The 19668-nt window shown below is 42.5% G+C and carries 17 protein-coding genes, 3 tRNA genes and 3 rRNA genes; 16 read left to right on the top strand and 7 right to left on the bottom strand.

Going from position 1 to position 19668, the window contains the following annotated elements:
* The first annotated feature begins 32 nt into the window (after positions 1-32).
* The 8 genes from rpoZ (at position 33) to rrf (ending at position 10903) form a co-directional block, all read left to right on the top strand.
* Positions 33-299, top strand: coding sequence for a DNA-directed RNA polymerase subunit omega (gene rpoZ / locus HEMROJRC1_RS03135; protein ID WP_226691584.1), 267 nt, complete (start codon positions 33-35; stop codon positions 297-299).
* Positions 300-378: 79 nt separating this feature from the next.
* Positions 379-2490, top strand: coding sequence for a bifunctional GTP diphosphokinase/guanosine-3',5'-bis pyrophosphate 3'-pyrophosphohydrolase (gene spoT / locus HEMROJRC1_RS03130; protein ID WP_226691583.1), 2112 nt, complete (start codon positions 379-381; stop codon positions 2488-2490).
* A 10-nt stretch (positions 2491-2500) separates the two neighbouring features.
* Complete coding sequence (gene recG, locus HEMROJRC1_RS03125; protein ID WP_226692918.1) at positions 2501-4582, top strand: ATP-dependent DNA helicase RecG; 2082 nt, start codon at positions 2501-2503, stop codon at positions 4580-4582.
* A gap of 64 nt (positions 4583-4646) precedes the next feature.
* The gene (murI, locus tag HEMROJRC1_RS03120; RefSeq protein WP_226691582.1) at positions 4647-5444 is read left to right on the top strand and encodes a glutamate racemase; all 798 of its coding nucleotides are present in this window, start codon (positions 4647-4649) and stop codon (positions 5442-5444) included.
* Between the two features lie 414 nt (positions 5445-5858).
* Positions 5859-7393, top strand: a 16S ribosomal RNA gene (locus HEMROJRC1_RS03115).
* A gap of 94 nt (positions 7394-7487) precedes the next feature.
* Positions 7488-7563, top strand: a tRNA-Glu gene (locus tag HEMROJRC1_RS03110).
* 204 nt (positions 7564-7767) lie between these two features.
* Positions 7768-10665: ribosomal RNA gene (locus HEMROJRC1_RS03105) — 23S ribosomal RNA — on the top strand.
* A 122-nt stretch (positions 10666-10787) separates the two neighbouring features.
* Positions 10788-10903, top strand: a 5S ribosomal RNA gene (gene rrf / locus HEMROJRC1_RS03100).
* The 16S, 23S and 5S rRNA genes sit together here with 1 tRNA gene alongside, the layout of an rRNA operon.
* A gap of 334 nt (positions 10904-11237) precedes the next feature.
* On the opposite strand, the gene plsY is transcribed toward rrf, so the two are convergent.
* Positions 11238-11837: a glycerol-3-phosphate 1-O-acyltransferase PlsY gene (gene plsY / locus HEMROJRC1_RS03095; protein ID WP_226691581.1), complete on the bottom strand. Its 600-nt coding sequence runs from the start codon at positions 11835-11837 to the stop codon at positions 11238-11240.
* Between the two features lie 84 nt (positions 11838-11921).
* On the opposite strand from plsY, the gene folB reads away from it, so the two are divergent.
* The gene (gene folB, locus HEMROJRC1_RS03090; protein WP_226691580.1) at positions 11922-12281 is read left to right on the top strand and encodes a dihydroneopterin aldolase; all 360 of its coding nucleotides are present in this window, start codon (positions 11922-11924) and stop codon (positions 12279-12281) included.
* Between the two features lie 93 nt (positions 12282-12374).
* Here the strand turns inward: folB and rplI are convergent, their stop codons facing one another.
* From rplI to infA, 5 genes are all read right to left on the bottom strand, one after another.
* Positions 12375-12824: a 50S ribosomal protein L9 gene (rplI, locus tag HEMROJRC1_RS03085; RefSeq protein WP_226691579.1), complete on the bottom strand. Its 450-nt coding sequence runs from the start codon at positions 12822-12824 to the stop codon at positions 12375-12377.
* Between the two features lie 16 nt (positions 12825-12840).
* Positions 12841-13068 (bottom strand): 30S ribosomal protein S18, encoded by a 228-nt coding sequence (rpsR, locus tag HEMROJRC1_RS03080; RefSeq protein ID WP_005598105.1) that lies wholly within the window; start codon positions 13066-13068, stop codon positions 12841-12843.
* Positions 13069-13079: 11 nt separating this feature from the next.
* Positions 13080-13406 carry a primosomal replication protein N gene (gene priB / locus HEMROJRC1_RS03075; protein WP_226691578.1) on the bottom strand — a complete coding sequence of 109 codons (327 nt, stop codon included), beginning with the start codon at positions 13404-13406 and terminating at the stop codon, positions 13080-13082.
* The gene (gene rpsF, locus HEMROJRC1_RS03070) at positions 13393-13770 is read right to left on the bottom strand and encodes a 30S ribosomal protein S6 (protein WP_226691577.1); all 378 of its coding nucleotides are present in this window, start codon (positions 13768-13770) and stop codon (positions 13393-13395) included. Before rpsF ends, priB begins: the two co-directional genes overlap by 14 nt.
* Positions 13771-13960: 190 nt before the next feature.
* Positions 13961-14179 carry a translation initiation factor IF-1 gene (infA, locus tag HEMROJRC1_RS03065; protein ID WP_013746899.1) on the bottom strand — a complete coding sequence of 73 codons (219 nt, stop codon included), beginning with the start codon at positions 14177-14179 and terminating at the stop codon, positions 13961-13963.
* Here infA and HEMROJRC1_RS03060 point away from each other — a divergent pair.
* From HEMROJRC1_RS03060 to HEMROJRC1_RS03040, 5 genes are all read left to right on the top strand, one after another.
* Entirely contained in the window at positions 14173-14316 is a 144-nt protein-coding gene (locus tag HEMROJRC1_RS03060; protein ID WP_226691576.1) for a hypothetical protein, read from the top strand. The two genes, infA and HEMROJRC1_RS03060, sit on opposite strands and share 7 nt — an antisense overlap.
* Positions 14317-14385: 69 nt before the next feature.
* The gene (gene rsmA / locus HEMROJRC1_RS03055; protein ID WP_226691575.1) at positions 14386-15246 is read left to right on the top strand and encodes a 16S rRNA (adenine(1518)-N(6)/adenine(1519)-N(6))-dimethyltransferase RsmA; all 861 of its coding nucleotides are present in this window, start codon (positions 14386-14388) and stop codon (positions 15244-15246) included.
* A 42-nt stretch (positions 15247-15288) separates the two neighbouring features.
* The gene (gene apaH, locus HEMROJRC1_RS03050) at positions 15289-16116 is read left to right on the top strand and encodes a bis(5'-nucleosyl)-tetraphosphatase (symmetrical) ApaH (RefSeq protein ID WP_226691574.1); all 828 of its coding nucleotides are present in this window, start codon (positions 15289-15291) and stop codon (positions 16114-16116) included.
* A gap of 48 nt (positions 16117-16164) precedes the next feature.
* Positions 16165-16791: a glucose-6-phosphate 1-dehydrogenase family protein gene (locus tag HEMROJRC1_RS03045; protein ID WP_226692917.1), complete on the top strand. Its 627-nt coding sequence runs from the start codon at positions 16165-16167 to the stop codon at positions 16789-16791.
* Positions 16792-16891: 100 nt separating this feature from the next.
* Positions 16892-18226, top strand: coding sequence for an NAD(P)/FAD-dependent oxidoreductase (locus tag HEMROJRC1_RS03040; protein WP_226691573.1), 1335 nt, complete (start codon positions 16892-16894; stop codon positions 18224-18226).
* Positions 18227-18428: 202 nt separating this feature from the next.
* Here the strand turns inward: HEMROJRC1_RS03040 and folD are convergent, their stop codons facing one another.
* Positions 18429-19286: a bifunctional methylenetetrahydrofolate dehydrogenase/methenyltetrahydrofolate cyclohydrolase FolD gene (folD, locus tag HEMROJRC1_RS03035; RefSeq protein ID WP_226691572.1), complete on the bottom strand. Its 858-nt coding sequence runs from the start codon at positions 19284-19286 to the stop codon at positions 18429-18431.
* Between the two features lie 174 nt (positions 19287-19460).
* On the opposite strand from folD, the gene HEMROJRC1_RS03030 reads away from it, so the two are divergent.
* Both HEMROJRC1_RS03030 and HEMROJRC1_RS03025 read left to right on the top strand, forming a co-directional pair.
* Positions 19461-19537, top strand: a tRNA-Pro gene (locus HEMROJRC1_RS03030).
* Positions 19538-19588: 51 nt separating this feature from the next.
* A tRNA-Arg gene (locus HEMROJRC1_RS03025) sits at positions 19589-19665 on the top strand.
* Positions 19666-19668: the final 3 nt, after the last annotated feature.

Genomic DNA, 19668 nt, shown 5'->3' with positions numbered 1-19668 from the left:
ATCCCTTATTTTTATGTGAATTGGAGTAAAATATGGCTCGCGTTACAGTGCAAGATGCAGTAGAAAAAATTGGTAACCGTTTTGATTTAATTTTAACCGCCGCACGCCGTGCAAGACAATTACAGTTACACCAACGTGAACCTTTAGTGCCGGAAGATAATGATAAACCGACCGTTATTGCGTTGCGTGAAATTGAAAAAGGCTTAATTTCTAATGATATTATGGATGCGCAAGAGCAGCAAGACATGGCGGTAATTCAACATACGGAAGCAGCTGCGGTGGCATTAATCACCGAATAATCATTGTTAAAAGTGCGGTTGATTTCAGCCGCAATTTCATTTCAACCTATTCATTTAACCCGAAAAAGTCAGGTGTCCTTTGGAACTGTTTGCAGATTTAGCTCGAATTATTCAAGGGTATTTACCCGCGGATAAAATTGAATTAGTCAAGAGAGCCTTTGTGATAGCAAGAGATGCTCACGCAGGGCAGTTTCGCTCAAGTGGCGAGCCTTACATCACCCATCCGGTGGCAGTTGCAGCGATCATTGCCAAAATGCATCTTGATCATGAAGCAGTGATGGCGGCGTTATTGCATGATGTCATTGAAGATACGCCATATACGGAGGAACAGCTTAAAAATGAATTTGGTGTAAGCGTTGCCGAAATCGTAGATGGCGTATCAAAGCTTGATAAATTAAAGTTCCGCACCCGCCAAGAAGCACAAGTGGAAAATTTCCGTAAGATGATTTTGGCGATGACCCGTGATATTCGCGTGGTATTAATTAAGCTTGCCGACCGCACCCACAACATGCGCACGCTTGGTTCGTTACGTCCTGACAAACGTCGCCGTATTGCAAAAGAGACATTAGAGATTTATTGTCCGCTTGCCCATCGTTTGGGCATTGAGCACATTAAGAATGAATTGGAAGATTTATCCTTTGAGGCGATGCATCCGTATCGTTATAAAGTTTTGGCGAAATTAGTGGAAGTGGCGCGCAATAATCGTCAAGATCTTATTGTGCGTATCTCTAATGAAATCAAAGAGCGGTTGGAAAACGCAGGGATTTTTGCTCGTGTTTGGGGGCGTGAGAAACACCTCTATAAGATTTATCAAAAAATGCGTGCAAAAGATCAAGAATTTCATTCCATTATGGATATTTACGCTTTCCGTATTATTGTCAAAAATGTTGATGATTGCTATCGCGTCCTAGGTCAAATGCACAATCTTTATAAACCTCGCCCGGGACGAGTGAAAGATTATATCGCCGTACCGAAAGCGAACGGCTATCAATCACTGCAAACATCAATGATAGGTCCGCATGGTGTGCCGGTGGAAGTGCACATCCATACGGAAGATATGGAGCAAGTCGCGGAAATGGGCGTAACCGCCTATTGGGCGTACAAAGAAAGCGGCAAAAATGATACCACAATGGCTCAAATTCGAGCGCAGCGTTGGCTACAAAATTTGGTGGAAATTCAACAAAGCGTAGGGAATTCTTTTGAATTTATTGAGAATGTAAAATCGGAATTTTTCCCGAAAGAAATTTTTGTCTTTACACCAAAAGGTCGCATTGTTGAGTTACCAAAAGGGGCGACTGCAGTCGATTTTGCCTATGCAGTACATTCTGATGTGGGCAATAATTGTGTAGGAGCCCTTGTCGAACATAAACCTTATCCTTTATCTAAAGCATTAGAATCAGGGCAAACGGTAAGAGTTATCACAGATCCTAATACACACCCTGAAGCCTCGTGGCTGAACTTTGTTGTAACGGCACGTGCAAAAACCCGTATTCGTCATTATCTCAAACAACGTTGTGAAGATGATGCGGTGGAAACGGGTAAAGTTGAATTAAATTTTGCGTTAAAACCACATTGCTTGGAACATCTTTCTTCATCACAAATTCAAGCTGTTTTAGATAATTTAAAACTCTCTTCCCTTGATGAATTATTGCGTGAAATCGGTTTGGGTAATCAACTTGCCTCTGTAGTTGCACACCAATTAATTGGGGAGGCGATTGAAATTGATGTGGACGGTAACGCTGATAATCAAACAAATACCTTAACAATCGCACCGATGTTGGCGACGAACACACAATTTGCCGAATGTTGTCATCCTATTCCGGGGGATCCGATTGTCGGATGTAGTACGCCAAATAAAGGATTGGTTATTCATCATCAACAATGTGAAAATCTAAAAAACACGCATCAATTAACGCAAGCTAAATGGGAAAGCGTGCAAAGTGCGGTCAATTTTGAGGCTGAATTGCAAATTGAAATGTTGAATGAACGAAATGCTTTGCCAAGTTTAATGACTGCAATTACTGCCGGTGAAAGCAGTATCCAAAATATTTGGACGGAAGATGCGAAAAATAATTTATTATTGGTGGTTTTACAAGTGAATGTAAAAGATAGCAAACATCTCGCTAACGTTCGGCATCGAATTAAAGGTATTTCCGGTGTGGTGAGCGTAAAACGCAATATTAATGCCTAATGACAAAATGATGAGCGTTTCACTTCTTGATGCCGTTCCCCTCACCACACTGTCCGGTGTCGGGGGTGTCGTCTCTAATAAGTTGAGTAAAATCGGTATCAATAATTTACAAGATCTTCTTTTTCACTTGCCGATTCGCTATGAAGATCGCACTCGAATTACACCGATAGCCCATCTCCGACCTGAGCAATATTTCACTATTGAAGGCGTTGTACAAACTTGTGAAGTGGCTTTTGGTCGTCGTCCGATTTTATCCGTAAGTCTATCCGACGGCACATCGAAAATTATGCTACGTTTTTTTAATTTTAATGCGGGAATGCGTAATAGTTTTCAAATCGGTGTTCGAGTGAAGGCTTTCGGAGAGGTTAAACGTGGCCGTCATATGGCGGAAATTCATCATCCTGAATATCAAATTATCCGTGATAATACGCCGATTGTATTGGAAGAAACCCTCACCCCGATTTATTCTACAACGGAAGGTTTAAAACAAAATTCATTACGAAAATTGACGGAGCAGGCACTTGCTTTATTGGATAAAGTACAGATTGCGGAAATTTTGCCTAATGAATTTAATCCCCATCAATTTAGTTTGAAAGAAGCCCTTCGGTTACTACATCGCCCGCCGCCGGATGTTTCCTTGGAAATGTTGGAACAGGGAAAACATCCCGCCCAGCAACGTTTAATTTTTGAAGAATTACTCGCTCATAATCTCGCAATGCAAAAAGTGCGGTTAGGAACACAGCAGTTTTCCGCTTTACCTCTGCACTACCGAACGGATTTAAAACAACGTTTTCTGGCAACGTTACCTTTCCAACCGACAAACGCACAAAATCGTGTTGTAAATGATATTGAACAAGATTTAGCGAAAAATTATCCGATGATGCGCTTGGTGCAAGGTGACGTGGGTTCCGGTAAAACACTGGTGGCGGCGTTGGCTGCTTTAATCGCAATTGATAACGGCAAACAAGTGGCATTAATGGCACCGACAGAAATTCTTGCTGAACAGCATGCGAATAATTTCCAGCGTTGGTTTGAACCTCTAGGAATTGATGTAGGTTGGCTTGCCGGCAAGGTGAAAGGCAAAGCTCGTCAGGCAGAGTTGGAAAAAATTAAAAGCGGTGCGGTAAAAATGGTAGTGGGGACTCACGCCCTATTTCAAGAAGATGTGGAATTTTCCGATCTTGCCCTTGTCATTATTGATGAACAGCATAGATTCGGCGTACATCAACGTTTAATGTTACGTGAAAAAGGCGAAAAAGCAGGTTTTTATCCTCATCAATTAATTATGACGGCAACACCAATTCCGAGAACATTAGCAATGACGGTGTATGCGGATTTAGATACGTCTATTATTGATGAGCTTCCCCCGGGGAGAACACCCATTACTACAGTGGTGATTTCAGAAGAACGCCGTGATGAAATCGTCGCCCGAGTCAAACAAGCTTGTGTGAATGAAAAACGTCAGGCGTATTGGGTATGTACATTAATTGATGAATCTGAAGTGTTAGAAGCACAAGCGGCAGAAGCTATTTGGGAAGATTTAACAAAAGCTTTGCCGATGTTGAATATCGGATTAGTACATGGACGAATGAAGCCGCAAGAAAAGCAAGATGTCATGATGCAATTCAAAAATGCAGAATTAGATTTACTTGTGGCGACAACTGTTATTGAAGTGGGCGTAGATGTACCGAATGCCAGTTTGATGATTATTGAAAATGCCGAGCGTTTGGGGCTATCGCAGCTTCACCAATTACGCGGGCGTGTAGGGAGGGGGAGTACCGCTTCTTTTTGTGTGTTGATGTACAAACCGCCGCTGGGTAAAATTTCACGTAAGCGCTTAGAAGTGTTGAGGGAAAGTCAAGATGGCTTTATCATTTCTGAAAAAGATCTTGAAATTAGAGGGCCGGGTGAAGTATTGGGCACTAAACAAACGGGGATTGCAGAGTTTAAAGTGGCAAATTTAATGCGTGATCGCAAAATGATTCCAACAGTGCAATATTATGCAAAACAGTTAATTAAAGAGAATCCGATTGTAGCAGAGCAATTAATTCGGCGTTGGCTGAATAATCGTGAAATTTATAGCCAAGCCTAATATTATAATTGGCTGCAATATCCTAAAGTGCGGTTAATTTTTGCTGAGTTTTAATAAGTGTAATATGAACAAACCTAGTATCCTTTTTTTTGATTCGGGAGTTGGTGGGTTTAGTATCTATCAAGAGGTTAGAGCCTTATTCCCAGATCATCATTATCTTTATTGCTGTGATAATGAAGGTTTTCCATACTCGGAAAAATCAGAACAGATTATTATTGAACGGACGTTAAAAATTTGCCGCCATATCCACACGAAATATCCGCTGGATCTCATCGTAATCGCGTGCAATACAGCAAGTACAGTGGTATTACCTACATTACGCCAATATTTTTCTATTCCCATTGTAGGAACCGTACCAGCAATTAAACCTGCTGCAGAAATTTCCCAAACCAAACATATCGGTTTACTTGCTACAAAAGGGACAGTAAAAAGGGGGTATATTGATAAATTGATTCAACAATTTGCATATGATTGCAATGTGGAACGATTGGGCTCAACATTATTAGCCGAAATGGCAGAAAAAAAATTATATGGTTATCCTGTAAATATTACCGAGTTAGCGAATGAACTTGCACCTTGGCAATCTATGTCCGATTTAGATACGTTGATTTTGGGTTGTACGCATTTTCCCCTTATCCGGAAGGAGATCCAACAATGTTTGCCGCAAGTTAAATTTTTTATGCAACCCGGGCGGGCGATTGCTCAACGTATTAAACATTTACTTGCCCGTCAAGTTTTTGCACACAAGCAGAATATTTGCAATACCCTATTTTGCACACAGCCTTTAATCAATGGAGAATATTTCCAACAACGTTTACCTAACTGGGGCTTTGAGACGTTTAGGGTACTTAATATAAGGTAATTTAATCCTTAAGCATTTCAGTGAAAAGTGCGGTCAATTTTGGATAAGTTTTATCCAATTTGCTGAATAAAAAAACAGATAATAAATTTTTTCAAAAATTTTACAAAAAGTGCTTGCATTGATTTCTAAAATCCCTATAATGCGCACCACACAACGACGCGCTGTTGTGAAATGTTTAAAATTGCAGTGCGTCGTTTTATTTTCGCCTTATTTTGAGTTGAGTGTTCGACTTAAGGTTGGAGGATTGCTCTTTAACAATGTATCAGACAATCTGTGTGGGCACTTGTTGATTGACTTGTTTAAAATAAATTTTAATTTTGAAGTCTTAATAAGTGCTTAACTTGAGATTCATTTTTACTTTACTTTTAAAGGTAAATAATTTTTAGTCAGTATTTATTGAGCGATTGAACTTTTGAATTGAAGAGTTTGATCATGGCTCAGATTGAACGCTGGCGGCAGGCTTAACACATGCAAGTCGAACGGTATCGGAAGAGAGCTTGCTTTTTTTCGAGAGAGTGGCGGACGGGTGAGTAATGCTTGGGAATCTGGCCTATGGAGGGGGATAACTACTGGAAACGGTAGCTAATACCGCATAATATCGGGAGATAAAAGGGGGCGTAAAGCTCTTGCCATGGGATGAGCCCAAGTGGGATTAGGTAGTTGGTGGGGTAAAGGCCTACCAAGCCGTCGATCTCTAGCTGGTCTGAGAGGATGGCCAGCCACACCGGGACTGAGACACGGCCCGGACTCCTACGGGAGGCAGCAGTGGGGAATATTGCGCAATGGGGGGAACCCTGACGCAGCCATGCCGCGTGAATGAAGAAGGCCTTCGGGTTGTAAAGTTCTTTCGGTGATGAGGAAGGTAATGAGGTTAATACCCTTATTAATTGACGTTATTCACAGAAGAAGCACCGGCTAACTCCGTGCCAGCAGCCGCGGTAATACGGGGGGTGCGAGCGTTAATCGGAATAACTGGGCGTAAAGGGCACGCAGGCGGCTATTTAAGTGAGGTGTGAAATCCCCGGGCTTAACCTGGGAATTGCATTTCATACTGGGTAGCTAGAGTACTTTAGGGAGGGGTAGAATTCCACGTGTAGCGGTGAAATGCGTAGAGATGTGGAGGAATACCGAAGGCGAAGGCAGCCCCTTGGGGATGTACTGACGCTCATGTGCGAAAGCGTGGGGAGCAAACAGGATTAGATACCCTGGTAGTCCACGCTGTAAACGCTGTCGATTTGGGGGTTGGGGTTTAACTCTGGCGCCCGTAGCTAACGTGATAAATCGACCGCCTGGGGAGTACGGCCGCAAGGTTAAAACTCAAATGAATTGACGGGGGCCCGCACAAGCGGTGGAGCATGTGGTTTAATTCGATGCAACGCGAAGAACCTTACCTACTCTTGACATCCTCAGAATCCGATAGAGATATTGGAGTGCCTTAGGGAACTGAGAGACAGGTGCTGCATGGCTGTCGTCAGCTCGTGTTGTGAAATGTTGGGTTAAGTCCCGCAACGAGCGCAACCCTTATCCTTTGTTGCCAGCGTTTTGGACGGGAACTCAAAGGAGACTGCCGGTGATAAACCGGAGGAAGGTGGGGATGACGTCAAGTCATCATGGCCCTTACGAGTAGGGCTACACACGTGCTACAATGGCGTATACAGAGGGAAGCGAAGCAGCGATGCGGAGCGAATCTCAGAAAGTACGTCTAAGTCCGGATTGGAGTCTGCAACTCGACTCCATGAAGTCGGAATCGCTAGTAATCGCAAATCAGAATGTTGCGGTGAATACGTTCCCGGGCCTTGTACACACCGCCCGTCACACCATGGGAGTGGGTTGTACCAGAAGTAGATAGCTTAACCGCGAGGGGGGCGTTTACCACGGTATGATTCATGACTGGGGTGAAGTCGTAACAAGGTAACCGTAGGGGAACCTGCGGTTGGATCACCTCCTTAGTTAGAGACGAGCGATAACAAGTGTTCACACAGATTGGCTGATGGATTGTAGAGAAGAGAGAAAGGATTGAAGCGTAGAGTATCTTTAATTGATGTCCCCATCGTCTAGAGGCCTAGGACATCGCCCTTTCACGGCGGTAACCGGGGTTCGAATCCCCGTGGGGACGCCAATTAAAGATAACTTTAATTGGAAATCTTATTGTTCTTTAACAAATTGGAAACAAGCTGAAAACTGAGAGATTTTTTTAAGTCTGCGAAAGCGGATAGAAGAAAGTCTGAGTAATAAAAATCTTGATTGAGCAAAAGCAATCGAGTGTTTAGTTAGATTAAATAACAGCTAAAGTGTTTAGTATTGAAAGCACTTGAGGTTGTATAGTTAAGTGACTAAGCGTACAAGGTGGATGCCTTGGCAATCAGAGGCGAAGAAGGACGTGCAAATCTGCGAAAAGCTTGGGTGAGTTGATAAGAAGCGTTTAACCCGAGATATCCGAATGGGGAAACCCAGTAGATGAAGAATCTACTATTGCTTAATGAATCCATAGTTAAGCAAGGCAAACCGGGAGAACTGAAACATCTAAGTACCCCGAGGAAAAGAAATCAACCGAGATTCCGTGAGTAGCGGCGAGCGAAAGCGGAGTAGCCGTCAGTGATAGCAGTGTATTAAGAAGAATCGACTGGGAAGTTGAACGAAACAGGGTGATAGTCCCGTATTCGAATGGTGCATTGTGGTACTAGGCTGACAATAAGTAGGGCGGGACACGTGATATCCTGTCTGAAGAAGGGGGGACCATCCTCCAAGGCTAAATACTCCTGATTGACCGATAGTGAACCAGTACTGTGAAGGAAAGGCGAAAAGAACCCCGGCGAGGGGAGTGAAATAGAACCTGAAACCTTGTACGTACAAGCAGTGGGAGCCTGAAAGGGTGACTGCGTACCTTTTGTATAATGGGTCAGCGACTTATATTTTGTAGCGAGGTTAACCGCATAGGGGAGCCGAAGGGAAACCGAGTCTTAACTGGGCGTTTTAGTTGCAAGGTATAGACCCGAAACCCGGTGATCTAGCCATGGGCAGGTTGAAGGTTGGGTAACACTAACTGGAGGACCGAACCGACTAATGTTGAAAAATTAGCGGATGACTTGTGGCTGGGGGTGAAAGGCCAATCAAACCGGGAGATAGCTGGTTCTCCCCGAAATCTATTTAGGTAGAGCCTTGAGCGGACACCTTCGGGGGTAGAGCACTGTTTCGGCTAGGGGGCCATCCCGGCTTACCAACCCGATGCAAACTACGAATACCGAAGAGTGATACTCAGGAGACACACGGCGGGTGCTAACGTCCGTCGTGGAGAGGGAAACAACCCAGACCGCCAGCTAAGGTCCCAAAGTTTATATTAAGTGGGAAACGAAGTGGGAAGGCTTAGACAGCTAGGATGTTGGCTTAGAAGCAGCCATCATTTAAAGAAAGCGTAATAGCTCACTAGTCGAGTCGGCCTGCGCGGAAGATGTAACGGGGCTCAAATATAGCACCGAAGCTGCGGCATCAGGATTAATTCTGTTGGGTAGGGGAGCGTTGTGTAAGCGGATGAAGGTGAATCGAGAGGTTTGCTGGACGTATCACAAGTGCGAATGCTGACATAAGTAACGATAAAACGGGTGAAAAACCCGTTCGCCGGAAGACCAAGGTTTCCTGTCCAACGTTAATCGGGGCAGGGTGAGTCGGCCCCTAAGGCGAGGCTGAAAAGCGTAGTCGATGGGAAACGGGTTAATATTCCCGTACTTGGTAAAGCTGCGATGTGGGGACGGAGCAGGTTAGGCAAGCAAGGTGTTGGAAATCCTTGTTTAAGGTGGTAGGTGGGAAGATTAGGCAAATCCGGTCTTCTTTAAACACCGAGAGCTGATGACGATTGTCTACGGACAAGAAGTTGCCGATACCACACTTCCAGGAAAAGCCACTAAGCTTCAGGCTTTACTAAACCGTACTGAAAACCGACACAGGTGGTCAGGTAGAGAATACTCAGGCGCTTGAGAGAACTCGGGTGAAGGAACTAGGCAAAATAGCACCGTAACTTCGGGAGAAGGTGCGCCGGCGTAGCTTGTAGTGATTAACTCACGAAGGGTGAACCGGTCGAAGATACCAGCTGGCTGCAACTGTTTATTAAAAACACAGCACTCTGCAAACACGAAAGTGGACGTATAGGGTGTGATGCCTGCCCGGTGCTGGAAGGTTAATTGATGGTGTAATCATTTGAGAAGCACCTGATCGAAGCCCCAGTAAACGGCGGCCGTAACTATAACGGTCCTAAGGTAGCGAAATTCCTTGTCGGGTAAGTTCCGACCTGCACGAATGGCATAATGATGGCCAGGCTGTCTCCACCCGAGACTCAGTGAAATTGAAATCGCCGTGAAGATGCGGTGTACCCGCGGCTAGACGGAAAGACCCCGTGAACCTTTACTATAGCTTGACACTGAACCTTGAATTTTGATGTGTAGGATAGGTGGGAGGCTTTGAAGCGGTAACGCCAGTTATCGTGGAGCCATCCTTGAAATACCACCCTTTAACGTTTGATGTTCTAACGAAGTGCCTGTAACGGGTACTCGGACAGTGTCTGGTGGGTAGTTTGACTGGGGCGGTCTCCTCCCAAAGAGTAACGGAGGAGCACGAAGGTTTGCTAATGACGGTCGGACATCGTCAGGTTAGTGCAATGGTATAAGCAAGCTTAACTGCGAGACGGACAAGTCGAGCAGGTACGAAAGTAGGTCATAGTGATCCGGTGGTTCTGCATGGAAGGGCCATCGCTCAACGGATAAAAGGTACTCCGGGGATAACAGGCTGATACCGCCCAAGAGTTCATATCGACGGCGGTGTTTGGCACCTCGATGTCGGCTCATCACATCCTGGGGCTGAAGTAGGTCCCAAGGGTATGGCTGTTCGCCATTTAAAGTGGTACGCGAGCTGGGTTTAGAACGTCGTGAGACAGTTCGGTCCCTATCTGCCGTGGGCGTAGGAGAATTGAGAGGGGCTGCTCCTAGTACGAGAGGACCGGAGTGGACGCACCACTGGTGTTTCGGTTGTATCGCCAGATGCATTGCCGAGTAGCTAAGTGCGGAAGAGATAAGTGCTGAAAGCATCTAAGCACGAAACTTGCCTTAAGATGAGTTCTCCCACTCTATAAGAGAGTAAGGGTTGTTTAAGACTAAGACGTAGATAGGTGGGGTGTGTAAGTATTGTGAGATATTGAGCTAACCCATACTAATTGCCCGAGAGGCTTAACTATACAACGCTCAAGTGTTTTTGTAGCGAACTGACTGAATGAGAAAGATAAGAGAGATTTTGGAGAAGATTTTTCGGCTTGTGACCAATTGTTTAAAGAGAAAGAAGCAGTTATCGAAGGATTATCCCGGCGGCGATAGTGCGGAGGTTCCACCTGACCCCATACCGAACTCAGAAGTGAAAAGCCGTAATGCCGATGGTAGTGTGGGGTTTCCCCATGTGAGAGTAGGGCACCGCCGGGTTCAAACATATCAAGCCCCTTGGACTGGTAGAGTTCAAGGGGTTTTGTTATTTCACGACGGGATTTAATTGTTTTTTATTGGAAAATGTTTTATTACAATTTATACATCTATAATGTTGAAGGTTATTTTTGAAGCCATGTTTCTGAATATTGTTAGAATGGCAAAAAAGGACAATTTTTTATTCATAAAAATAAAAGTGCTTTAAAGCCTTTTACTATAAGGCTCGAAAGCACTTTTTACCAATACTTTTTTCTGTTATGCCTTTTGTCCATTACTCCCCATTATTAAAAATTGCATATTTGTCAGCGGTCTGACCTATCGACTGATAGATTCTTTATTTATTTTTAAATTTCGACCATATTTTATCTTCTTGTCCTCGCCATAAACGTTGAATATTGTCATGATGGCGATAAATCAATAAGCAGCTTACAAGCGCTACGGGAAAAGTAAATTCCGGTTTAAACCACCAAACATAAAAAGGGACAACTAATGCGGTAACGACTGCACTTAAAGATGAATAGCCACTGATGAGGAATACGGCAAGCCAAGTACCTAATGTTGAACCTGCAACAGCCCATGCAATCGGGGCGATAGCACCGAATGCGGTTGCAACGCCTTTTCCTCCTTTGAATTGAAAGAATATTGGAAAGATATGACCGAGGCAAGCACCGAGAGCCACCATACCTAATTCAAATTGTGTTAATCCTAAGTAATATCCCGCCCAAACAGGTAGCATACCTTTTAAAATATCGAAAATAAGTACTATTAATGCCGCCCATTGACCTCCGATACGAAACACATTGGTTGCTCCGGGATTATGAGAGCCATTTTGACGAGGATCAGGTAAGCCACTTACTTTGCAAACTAAAATAGCACTGGAAATAGATCCTAAAAGATAGGCGAAAATCATATAAAAGACGGCGAATAGGCTCATTGATACCTCGGAGTGATAAAATTTATTCGCTATTTTACCTAAACTTGATAGCATACGCCTACAATAATTTTGGAGGAACCTGATATGGATCGTATTTTTATTGAAGAATTAACCGTATTTGCTCAAATTGGGGTTTATGATTGGGAGCAGAAAATTAAACAGAAACTTATTTTTGATATTGAAATGATGTGGGACTGCCGTAAAGCTGCTGAAACGGATGATGTTCAATATTGCTTAAATTATGCAGAAGTTAGTCAGTTTATTATAGATTATGTGCAGGGGAAGCCTTTTCTCCTTGTAGAACGTCTAGCTTATGAAGTAGCAAACCAATTACAACAACATTTCGGTATTTCGGGTTTGCGTTTAAAGTTAAGTAAGCCAAAGGCAGTTGCACAAGCACATAGTGTGGGCATTATTGTCGAACGAGGGACATATAAACCCTAGCTAAAATAAGAAGGGCTGAAAGTAGTTAGTATTTCATTACACTCTAAAGAAGAAAAACCCGACCAAAGTCGGGTTTTTTATCCATAGGATAAATTATTCAGCAACAACAATAATGTTTAATGATGCGAATACTTCACCGTGAAGTTGGAAACGAACATCGTGCTCACCAAGAGTACGGATTGGACCGTTTGGTAAACGAACTTCGCTTTTCGCAATTTCAACACCCGCTGCGGTCACTGCTTCAGCAATATCACGAGTTGTGATTGCGCCGAATAAACGACCCTCATCACCGGCTTTTGATGCAATACTTACTGTTTCTAGTGCAGTTACCTGTGCCGCACGAGCTTGTGCTGCTGCAAGGTTTGCCGCTGCTGCCGCTTCTAATTCAGCGCGACGTGCTTCAAAATGTTCAATGTTAGCTTTAGTTGCCATAACAGCTTTACCCTGTGGGATTAAGAAGTTACGTGCAAAACCTGATTTAACATTAACTTGATCACCTACATTACCTAGGTGAGCGATTTTATCTAAAAGAATTACTTGCATTACCGTATCTCCTTAATTACTGATGGTTGTCAGTGTATGGAAGTAACGCTAAATAACGCGCGCGTTTGATTGCACGGGCTAATTGACGTTGGTACTTCGCACGAGTACCGGTAATACGGCTTGGTACAATTTTGCCGCTTTCAGAAATGTAGTTCTTTAATGTCGCAATATCTTTGTAATCGATTTCTACAACATTTTCCGCTGTGAAACGGCAGAACTTACGACGACGGAAATAACGTGCCATTTGGCTGTCTCCTAATCTATAAATTCGATTTGCTCGGCATGTAATACTAATTGATTTAAACCGTTTGAGGTTTTATGTGAGGTAATGAAACCCACGATCAAAAGTTGACTGCCGACCGTAATGCTTTGAGTTTTTTCTACTAATTGATGACCACTTACTTGAATTGGCATTTTTAGCCAAGCTTGGCGCGATAATCCGGTTTCGATTTTTTCTGAACGATGCTCTAACCAGAAACCACAATGCTCAATTCCATTCGGACTTTTCGAATGCTTAGGAGATTGAGTTACAACTCCTATTAACGATAAGCGATTATCAATATTTGAATTACTCTTCAGCATCCTCAAAATCGTTGTTTTCAATTTCAGCTAAAGCTTTGCGATCATCTTTTGCTTTAACCATTGGGGACGCTTCTGTTACGGCGTGCTTAGTGTGGATAACAAGACTGCGTAATACAGCATCGTTATAACGGAAAGTCGTTTCTAGCTCGTCGATTACTTGTTGAGGCGCTTCTACATTCATAAGCACATAATGTGCTTTGTGTAATTTATTAATTGGGTACGCTAATTGGCGACGACCCCAATCTTCTAGGCGATGAACCTGACCACCTGCTTCTTTTACAGAACCTGTGTAACGTTCAATCATACCTGATACTTGCTCGCTTTGGTCCGGGTGAACCATAAACACGATTTCGTAGTGACGCATTACTGCTCCTTACGGGTTAATCAGCCTTTGACGTAGATTAGCCACCAATCTGCAAAGGCAAGGAACGAAAATTCAATGTGGCTAAGGGTTGCGGATTATACATAAAATTTTGCATTCCGCAACCGATTTGAGTTGTTTTTGAACAAAAAGAAAGCCGATAAAATTATCGGCTTTGCTTAGTGGAATAAAACTAGCGACTACGAAAAACAATGCGTCCTTTGCTTAAGTCATAAGGAGTCATCTCCACGGTAACTTTATCGCCGGTTAAAATGCGAATATAGTTTTTACGCATTTTTCCTGAAATGTGCGCCGTTACCACGTGACCATTTTCCAATTCCACACGAAACATCGTGTTCGGTAGGGTTTCCAAAATGGTGCCTTGCATTTCAATGCTATCTTCTTTTGCCATTGTATCCTCTAAAAAATAATGGTTTTTTGACCGCACTTTGGGTCAATTTTGATAAAAAACGCGCGGATTATAGCCGTTTTTGGGATTATGCGAAAGATGAAAATAAAATTGAGGGGAAAAAAGTTGATTTAGTCTAAATGCGTGACGATTTACAATCCCGAAACAGGCTCTATAATGAACGCAATTTTATAAAAGATAAGCATATTATGAACTCAAAAAAACACCTAGGGCATACTGCCCGTAAACGTTTCGGACAAAACTTTTTGCACGACAATAACGTGATTCAAAATATCGTTGCCGCGATTTATCCACAAAAAGGGCAATTTTTGGTTGAAATTGGCCCAGGACTTGGCGCATTAACCGAACCGGTTGGCGAGCAAGTTGATCACTTAACTGTGGTTGAACTTGACCGCGATCTCGCCGAACGTTTACGTCATCATCCTTTTTTACACCAAAAATTAAATGTTATTGAAACCGATGCAATGCAGTTTGATTTCGGCTCTCTTTATGCGGAACAAACTCATACATCAAAGCAAAAATTACGTGTGTTTGGTAACCTACCGTATAATATTTCAACGCCATTAATGTTCCATTTATTCAACTATCATGATGTTATTCAAGATATGCATTTTATGTTGCAAAAAGAGGTGGTGAAACGTTTATGTGCTGCGCCGAACAGCAAGGCTTATGGACGTTTAACGATTATGGCGCAATATTTCTGCCAAGTGATGCCGGTGTTGGAAGTTCCGCCGAGCGCATTTAAACCTGCGCCTAAAGTGGATTCGGCAGTCGTGCGCTTAATTCCGCATAAAGAACTCCCTCACCCTGTAAAAGATTTATATTGGTTAAATCGTGTGTGTTCACAGGCGTTTAATCAACGCCGTAAAACATTGCGTAATGCCCTTTCCGGTTTATTTTCTCCTGAAAATTTGACCGCACTTGGGGTTGATCTCAATGCTCGGGCGGAAAATCTCTCGATTGCGGATTATGCACGTTTGGCGAATTGGTTGGCGGATAATCCCCCTGTTGATGTCAATAAAAACGAAATCATAGATGACGAAGCCTAGTAATGGCATCGTTTAAATTTTTTACTTAAAAGAGCGGTCAAAATGGCAACTTATTTAGTCGGCGATTTACAGGGTTGTTTTGATGAATTGCAGCTTTTGTTAAAACGTGTTCAATTCAACCCAAATAAAGATAAACTTTACCTTGTCGGTGATCTTGTTGCCCGTGGAGATAAATCTTTAGACTGTTTGCGCTTTGTAAAATCTCTCGGCAATGCGGCACAAACGGTGCTGGGTAATCACGATCTGCATTTAATATCAACCGCACTCGGTATTAAAAAAGTTAAACCCCGTGATCACGTTGAAGCGATTTTTCAAGCACCGGATTTTGAAGTGCTTATTGATTGGCTTCGTCATCAACCTTTACTTGTACATCACGAAGAATTTAATTTTGTGATGACGCACGCGGGAATCTCGCCTGACTGGGATCTCGCCACGGCGAAGGCTTGTGCCAAAGAAGTGGAAAATATATTACAAAACGGGGATTTTTACGCTTTGATTTCTCAAATGTATGAAAATCAGCCCGACCGCTGGTCGGTCGATCTAGAAGGTATCGATCGTTGGCGTTATATCATTAACGTATTTACCCGTATGCGTTTTTGTTATTTTGACCATCGTTTGGATTTTGTTTGTAAATTGCCTCCTAAAGAAGCCCCGGCAGAACTCACACCTTGGTTTAATTTGGATAATCCGCTTTATCGGCAAATGTCGATTATATTTGGACATTGGGCAAGTTTGGTTGATGAAATTACACCGCCGAATATTTATGCGCTTGATACCGGTTGTGTGTGGAATAACCGAATGACGATGTTGCGTTGGGAAGATAAGCAAATTTTTACGCAAAGTGCGGTCAAAAATTACTGTGATTTTTAATCTAAAACCTGTTGTAGCAAATATTATTCCATAGGAAAGACAATGATGATACCGAGTTTATCTGCACAATCTTGCGATCTTTTCAATATTCCTTTTTTCCAATTTGCTCAAATGAAAAAATTTTGTCCGGAAGAAATTCCGTCAATCAAAGCACGTTATAAGAAAGAATGGGATAATTGGAAAGCAATAATTCAGGCTGTTTCGGCTCAACTTGGCGCACCTTTTGCAAAACCTCATATTGAAAGTTGGACGAATGGTTGGCAGGTACGCGCGCATTTCTTTGCCTATTTTAAATATGAGTTTAATCAAAATTCAGCTGCAATTTTTTCTGTGCTGTTAAATCGTCGCCGACTTTCTGTAAGCTTGGATTGGCATTGTTATCGCGCAGATCGCTCACAAATTAACGTGCAACAATATAATCAATGGTTGGAGAATTTTGACTTCATCAAGTTTGCTGATTTTGATTTGTGGCGTGGTGATGAAAGTGAGTATGATGATTTTCGACAAGCGAAGCAATTTACTCAACAAGATCTTCTTCTACGTAACGATAACGATTTTTGGTGTATAGGCAAAAATGTTGAAAAAGCAGATTTAGCAAAATTGGATACCATCACCTTTATTACTGAAACGATACGATCGCTTGAACCTCTCTATAATCAGGCTCACCAAACTTAATCTTTTCTCCTTAGTGAGTAATGATCCCACCTGTTGTTTTATGTTATTATTACATTAATTTAACATTTTTAACGAAATTTAATCATTTTAGGAGAAATTAATGAAAAACGTAGTCATCGTTGGTGGCGGTGCCGGTGGTATTGAGCTGGCGACCTTCCTAGGGGATAAGCTGGGTCGTAAAAAACAGGCTAAAGTTACTTTAGTAGATCGTAATGCAACTCATCTTTGGAAACCTTTATTACATGAAATTGCAACAGGTGTGATGGATGATGGAGTCGATTCGTTAAGCTATCGCGCTCATGGTAAAAATCATTATTTTAGTTTCGAGCAAGGTTCAATTATTCGTATTAACCGAGAGCAGAAATATGTGGAGCTTGCTCCGGTTTATGGTCAAGAGGGGGATATGCTCGTAGTTGCCCGCCGTATCCCTTACGATTACTTAGTGATAGCGATAGGGAGTAAATCTAACGATTTTAATACCAAAGGGGTCGCTGATAACTGCATTTTCCTAGATAGTTCCGATCAAGCATTGCGTTTTCAACATAAAATGTTGGAATTGTTCTTAAAATTTTCAGAAAATCGCGCATTAGACGATATTGGCGAAGAAGAATTTAAACAAAAATTGGTGGATGAAAATAAAGTGAATGTTGCCATTGTTGGAGGCGGTGCGACCGGTGTGGAACTAACGGCTGAACTGTATCATGCCGCTGAAGATTTATCTTCTTACGGTTATGGCAAAATTAATACCGATTGTTTACAAGTTACATTGGTAGAAGCCGGTTCTCGTTTATTACCGGCATTACCTGAAGATTTATCCGCAGCAGTGCTGGATGAACTTGAGGAAATGGGGGCGAATGTAAAATTAAATACTATGATTACCGAAGCCCAACCTAACACGCTGATTACCAAAGAAGGCGAAGAAATTAAAGCGGATTTAATCGTTTGGGCGGCAGGGGTTCGCACCTCGAAAGTGACTCACAATTTTGATGGTTTGGAGCTTAATCGAATCAATCAATTGGTAGTAAGAGATACGTTACAGACAACGGTAGATGACAGTATTTTCGCTATTGGCGATTGTGCGGCATTAACTCAAGAAAATGGAAAATTGGTTCCACCTCGCGCACAAGCGGCACACCAAATGGCAAAAGCTTGTGCGAAAAATATCTTTGCGATCTTTGATAACAAGCCGTTAAAAGCCTTTAAATATAATGATAAAGGGACGTTGGTATCCCTCTCTAGTTTCACGGCATTAGGAAGTTTAACCAATAAATTTGGTAAAAATCCGCTAACCGTACATGGAAAATTCGCACAATTCGCTTATGTTTCCTTATATCGTATGCATCAACATGCGTTGCACGGTTGTATTAAAATCGGCTTGATTATCTTGGTGGATAAAATTAACCGTTATTTAAAACCAAGGTTGAAGCTACATTAACGATGAAAACAAAAGTGCGGTCAAAATTGACCGCACTTTTTCGTTTTCCCGATATTATGTAGCAGTTGCACAAAAGGCTGTTTTTAATTCAAATGTAGGGGGCGTTAGGCTTACCGTAACGCACCAAACTTGGGTTTAAGGTGCGTTACGCCTTTGGCTAACACACCCTACTCTGTTTTGTGCAACCGATGTATAATACCGATTATTTCAACTTATTATTGTGCTCATAGGCATAAAGCGTGTTGTACATTAACATTGCAACCGTCATCGGACCAACTCCACCGGGAACCGGGGTGATATAACTTGCTTTTTGGGCTGCCGCTTCAAATCCGATGTCCCCAACTAGTTTACCGTCAATGCGATTAATGCCCACATCAATGACGACCGCATTTTCTTTTACCCATTCACCCGGCACAAGGTTTGGTTTCCCCACTGCAACCACAAGCACATCGGCTTGACGAACATAGCTTTCAAGATCTTTTGTAAAGCGATGAGTAACGGTAACCGTTGCGCCTGCAAGCAACAATTCTAAGGACATTGGGCGACCGACAATATTTGAAGCACCAACAATAACAGCGTGTTTACCGTGTAAATCAATTCCCGTTGTTTCCAGTAGTTTCATCACTCCATAAGGCGTACAGGCGCGTAGTGTCGGAATTCGTTGGCATAAACGCCCCACATTATAAGGATGAAAACCATCTACATCTTTTTTCGGATCAATGCGCTCGATGACTGCTTCTGAATTAATTTGTTTTGGAAGCGGCAACTGAACCAAAATACCATCAATGGTTTCATCGGCATTTAACTGATCAATTAATGTAAGTAATTCTTGCTCGGTTGTTGTTTCCGGTAAGTCATAAGATTGAGATGTAATGCCCACTTCTTCACAACTACGGCGTTTGCTTCCTACATATACTTGGGAAGCCGGATCCGCACCGACAAGGATAACTGCAAGCCCGGGAGTACGCTTCCCTTCATTACGATAATGTACGATTTTTTGTGAAACTTCGGATTTTATCTGCTTAGAAAGTGCAGTACCCGAAATGATTTGTGCAGTCATTGAAAATCCTCAATAATGAAACGTAAACGTTTGCTATTCTATCTGACAATGCATAGATTTACAAAATCCAAATGTACCGGATTAAAAAAATGAGATAATTTTAAGCAATTAACTATAAAATGATAAAAATTGATTGACTGAATAAGAAACCTCACTATAATTAGCCCCACTTATCGGCGAGTAGCGCAGCTTGGTAGCGCAACTGGTTTGGGACCAGTGGGTCGTAGGTTCAAATCCTATCTCGCCGACCACCTCTTTTATATTTCCCCCGAAGTTTCATACAAAAGAAGTATTCCTAAAATGCGCCCTTAGCTCAGCTGGATAGAGCAACGCCCTTCTAAGGCGTGGGTCAAAGGTTCGAATCCTTTAGGGCGTGCCATTT

The organism is Rodentibacter sp. JRC1 (assembly GCF_020521555.1).
Lineage (GTDB): Bacteria > Pseudomonadota > Gammaproteobacteria > Enterobacterales > Pasteurellaceae > Rodentibacter > Rodentibacter abscessus.
The sequence above is the reverse complement of the archived record's forward strand: the minus strand, read 5'-3'. Positions and strand labels throughout refer to the sequence as shown.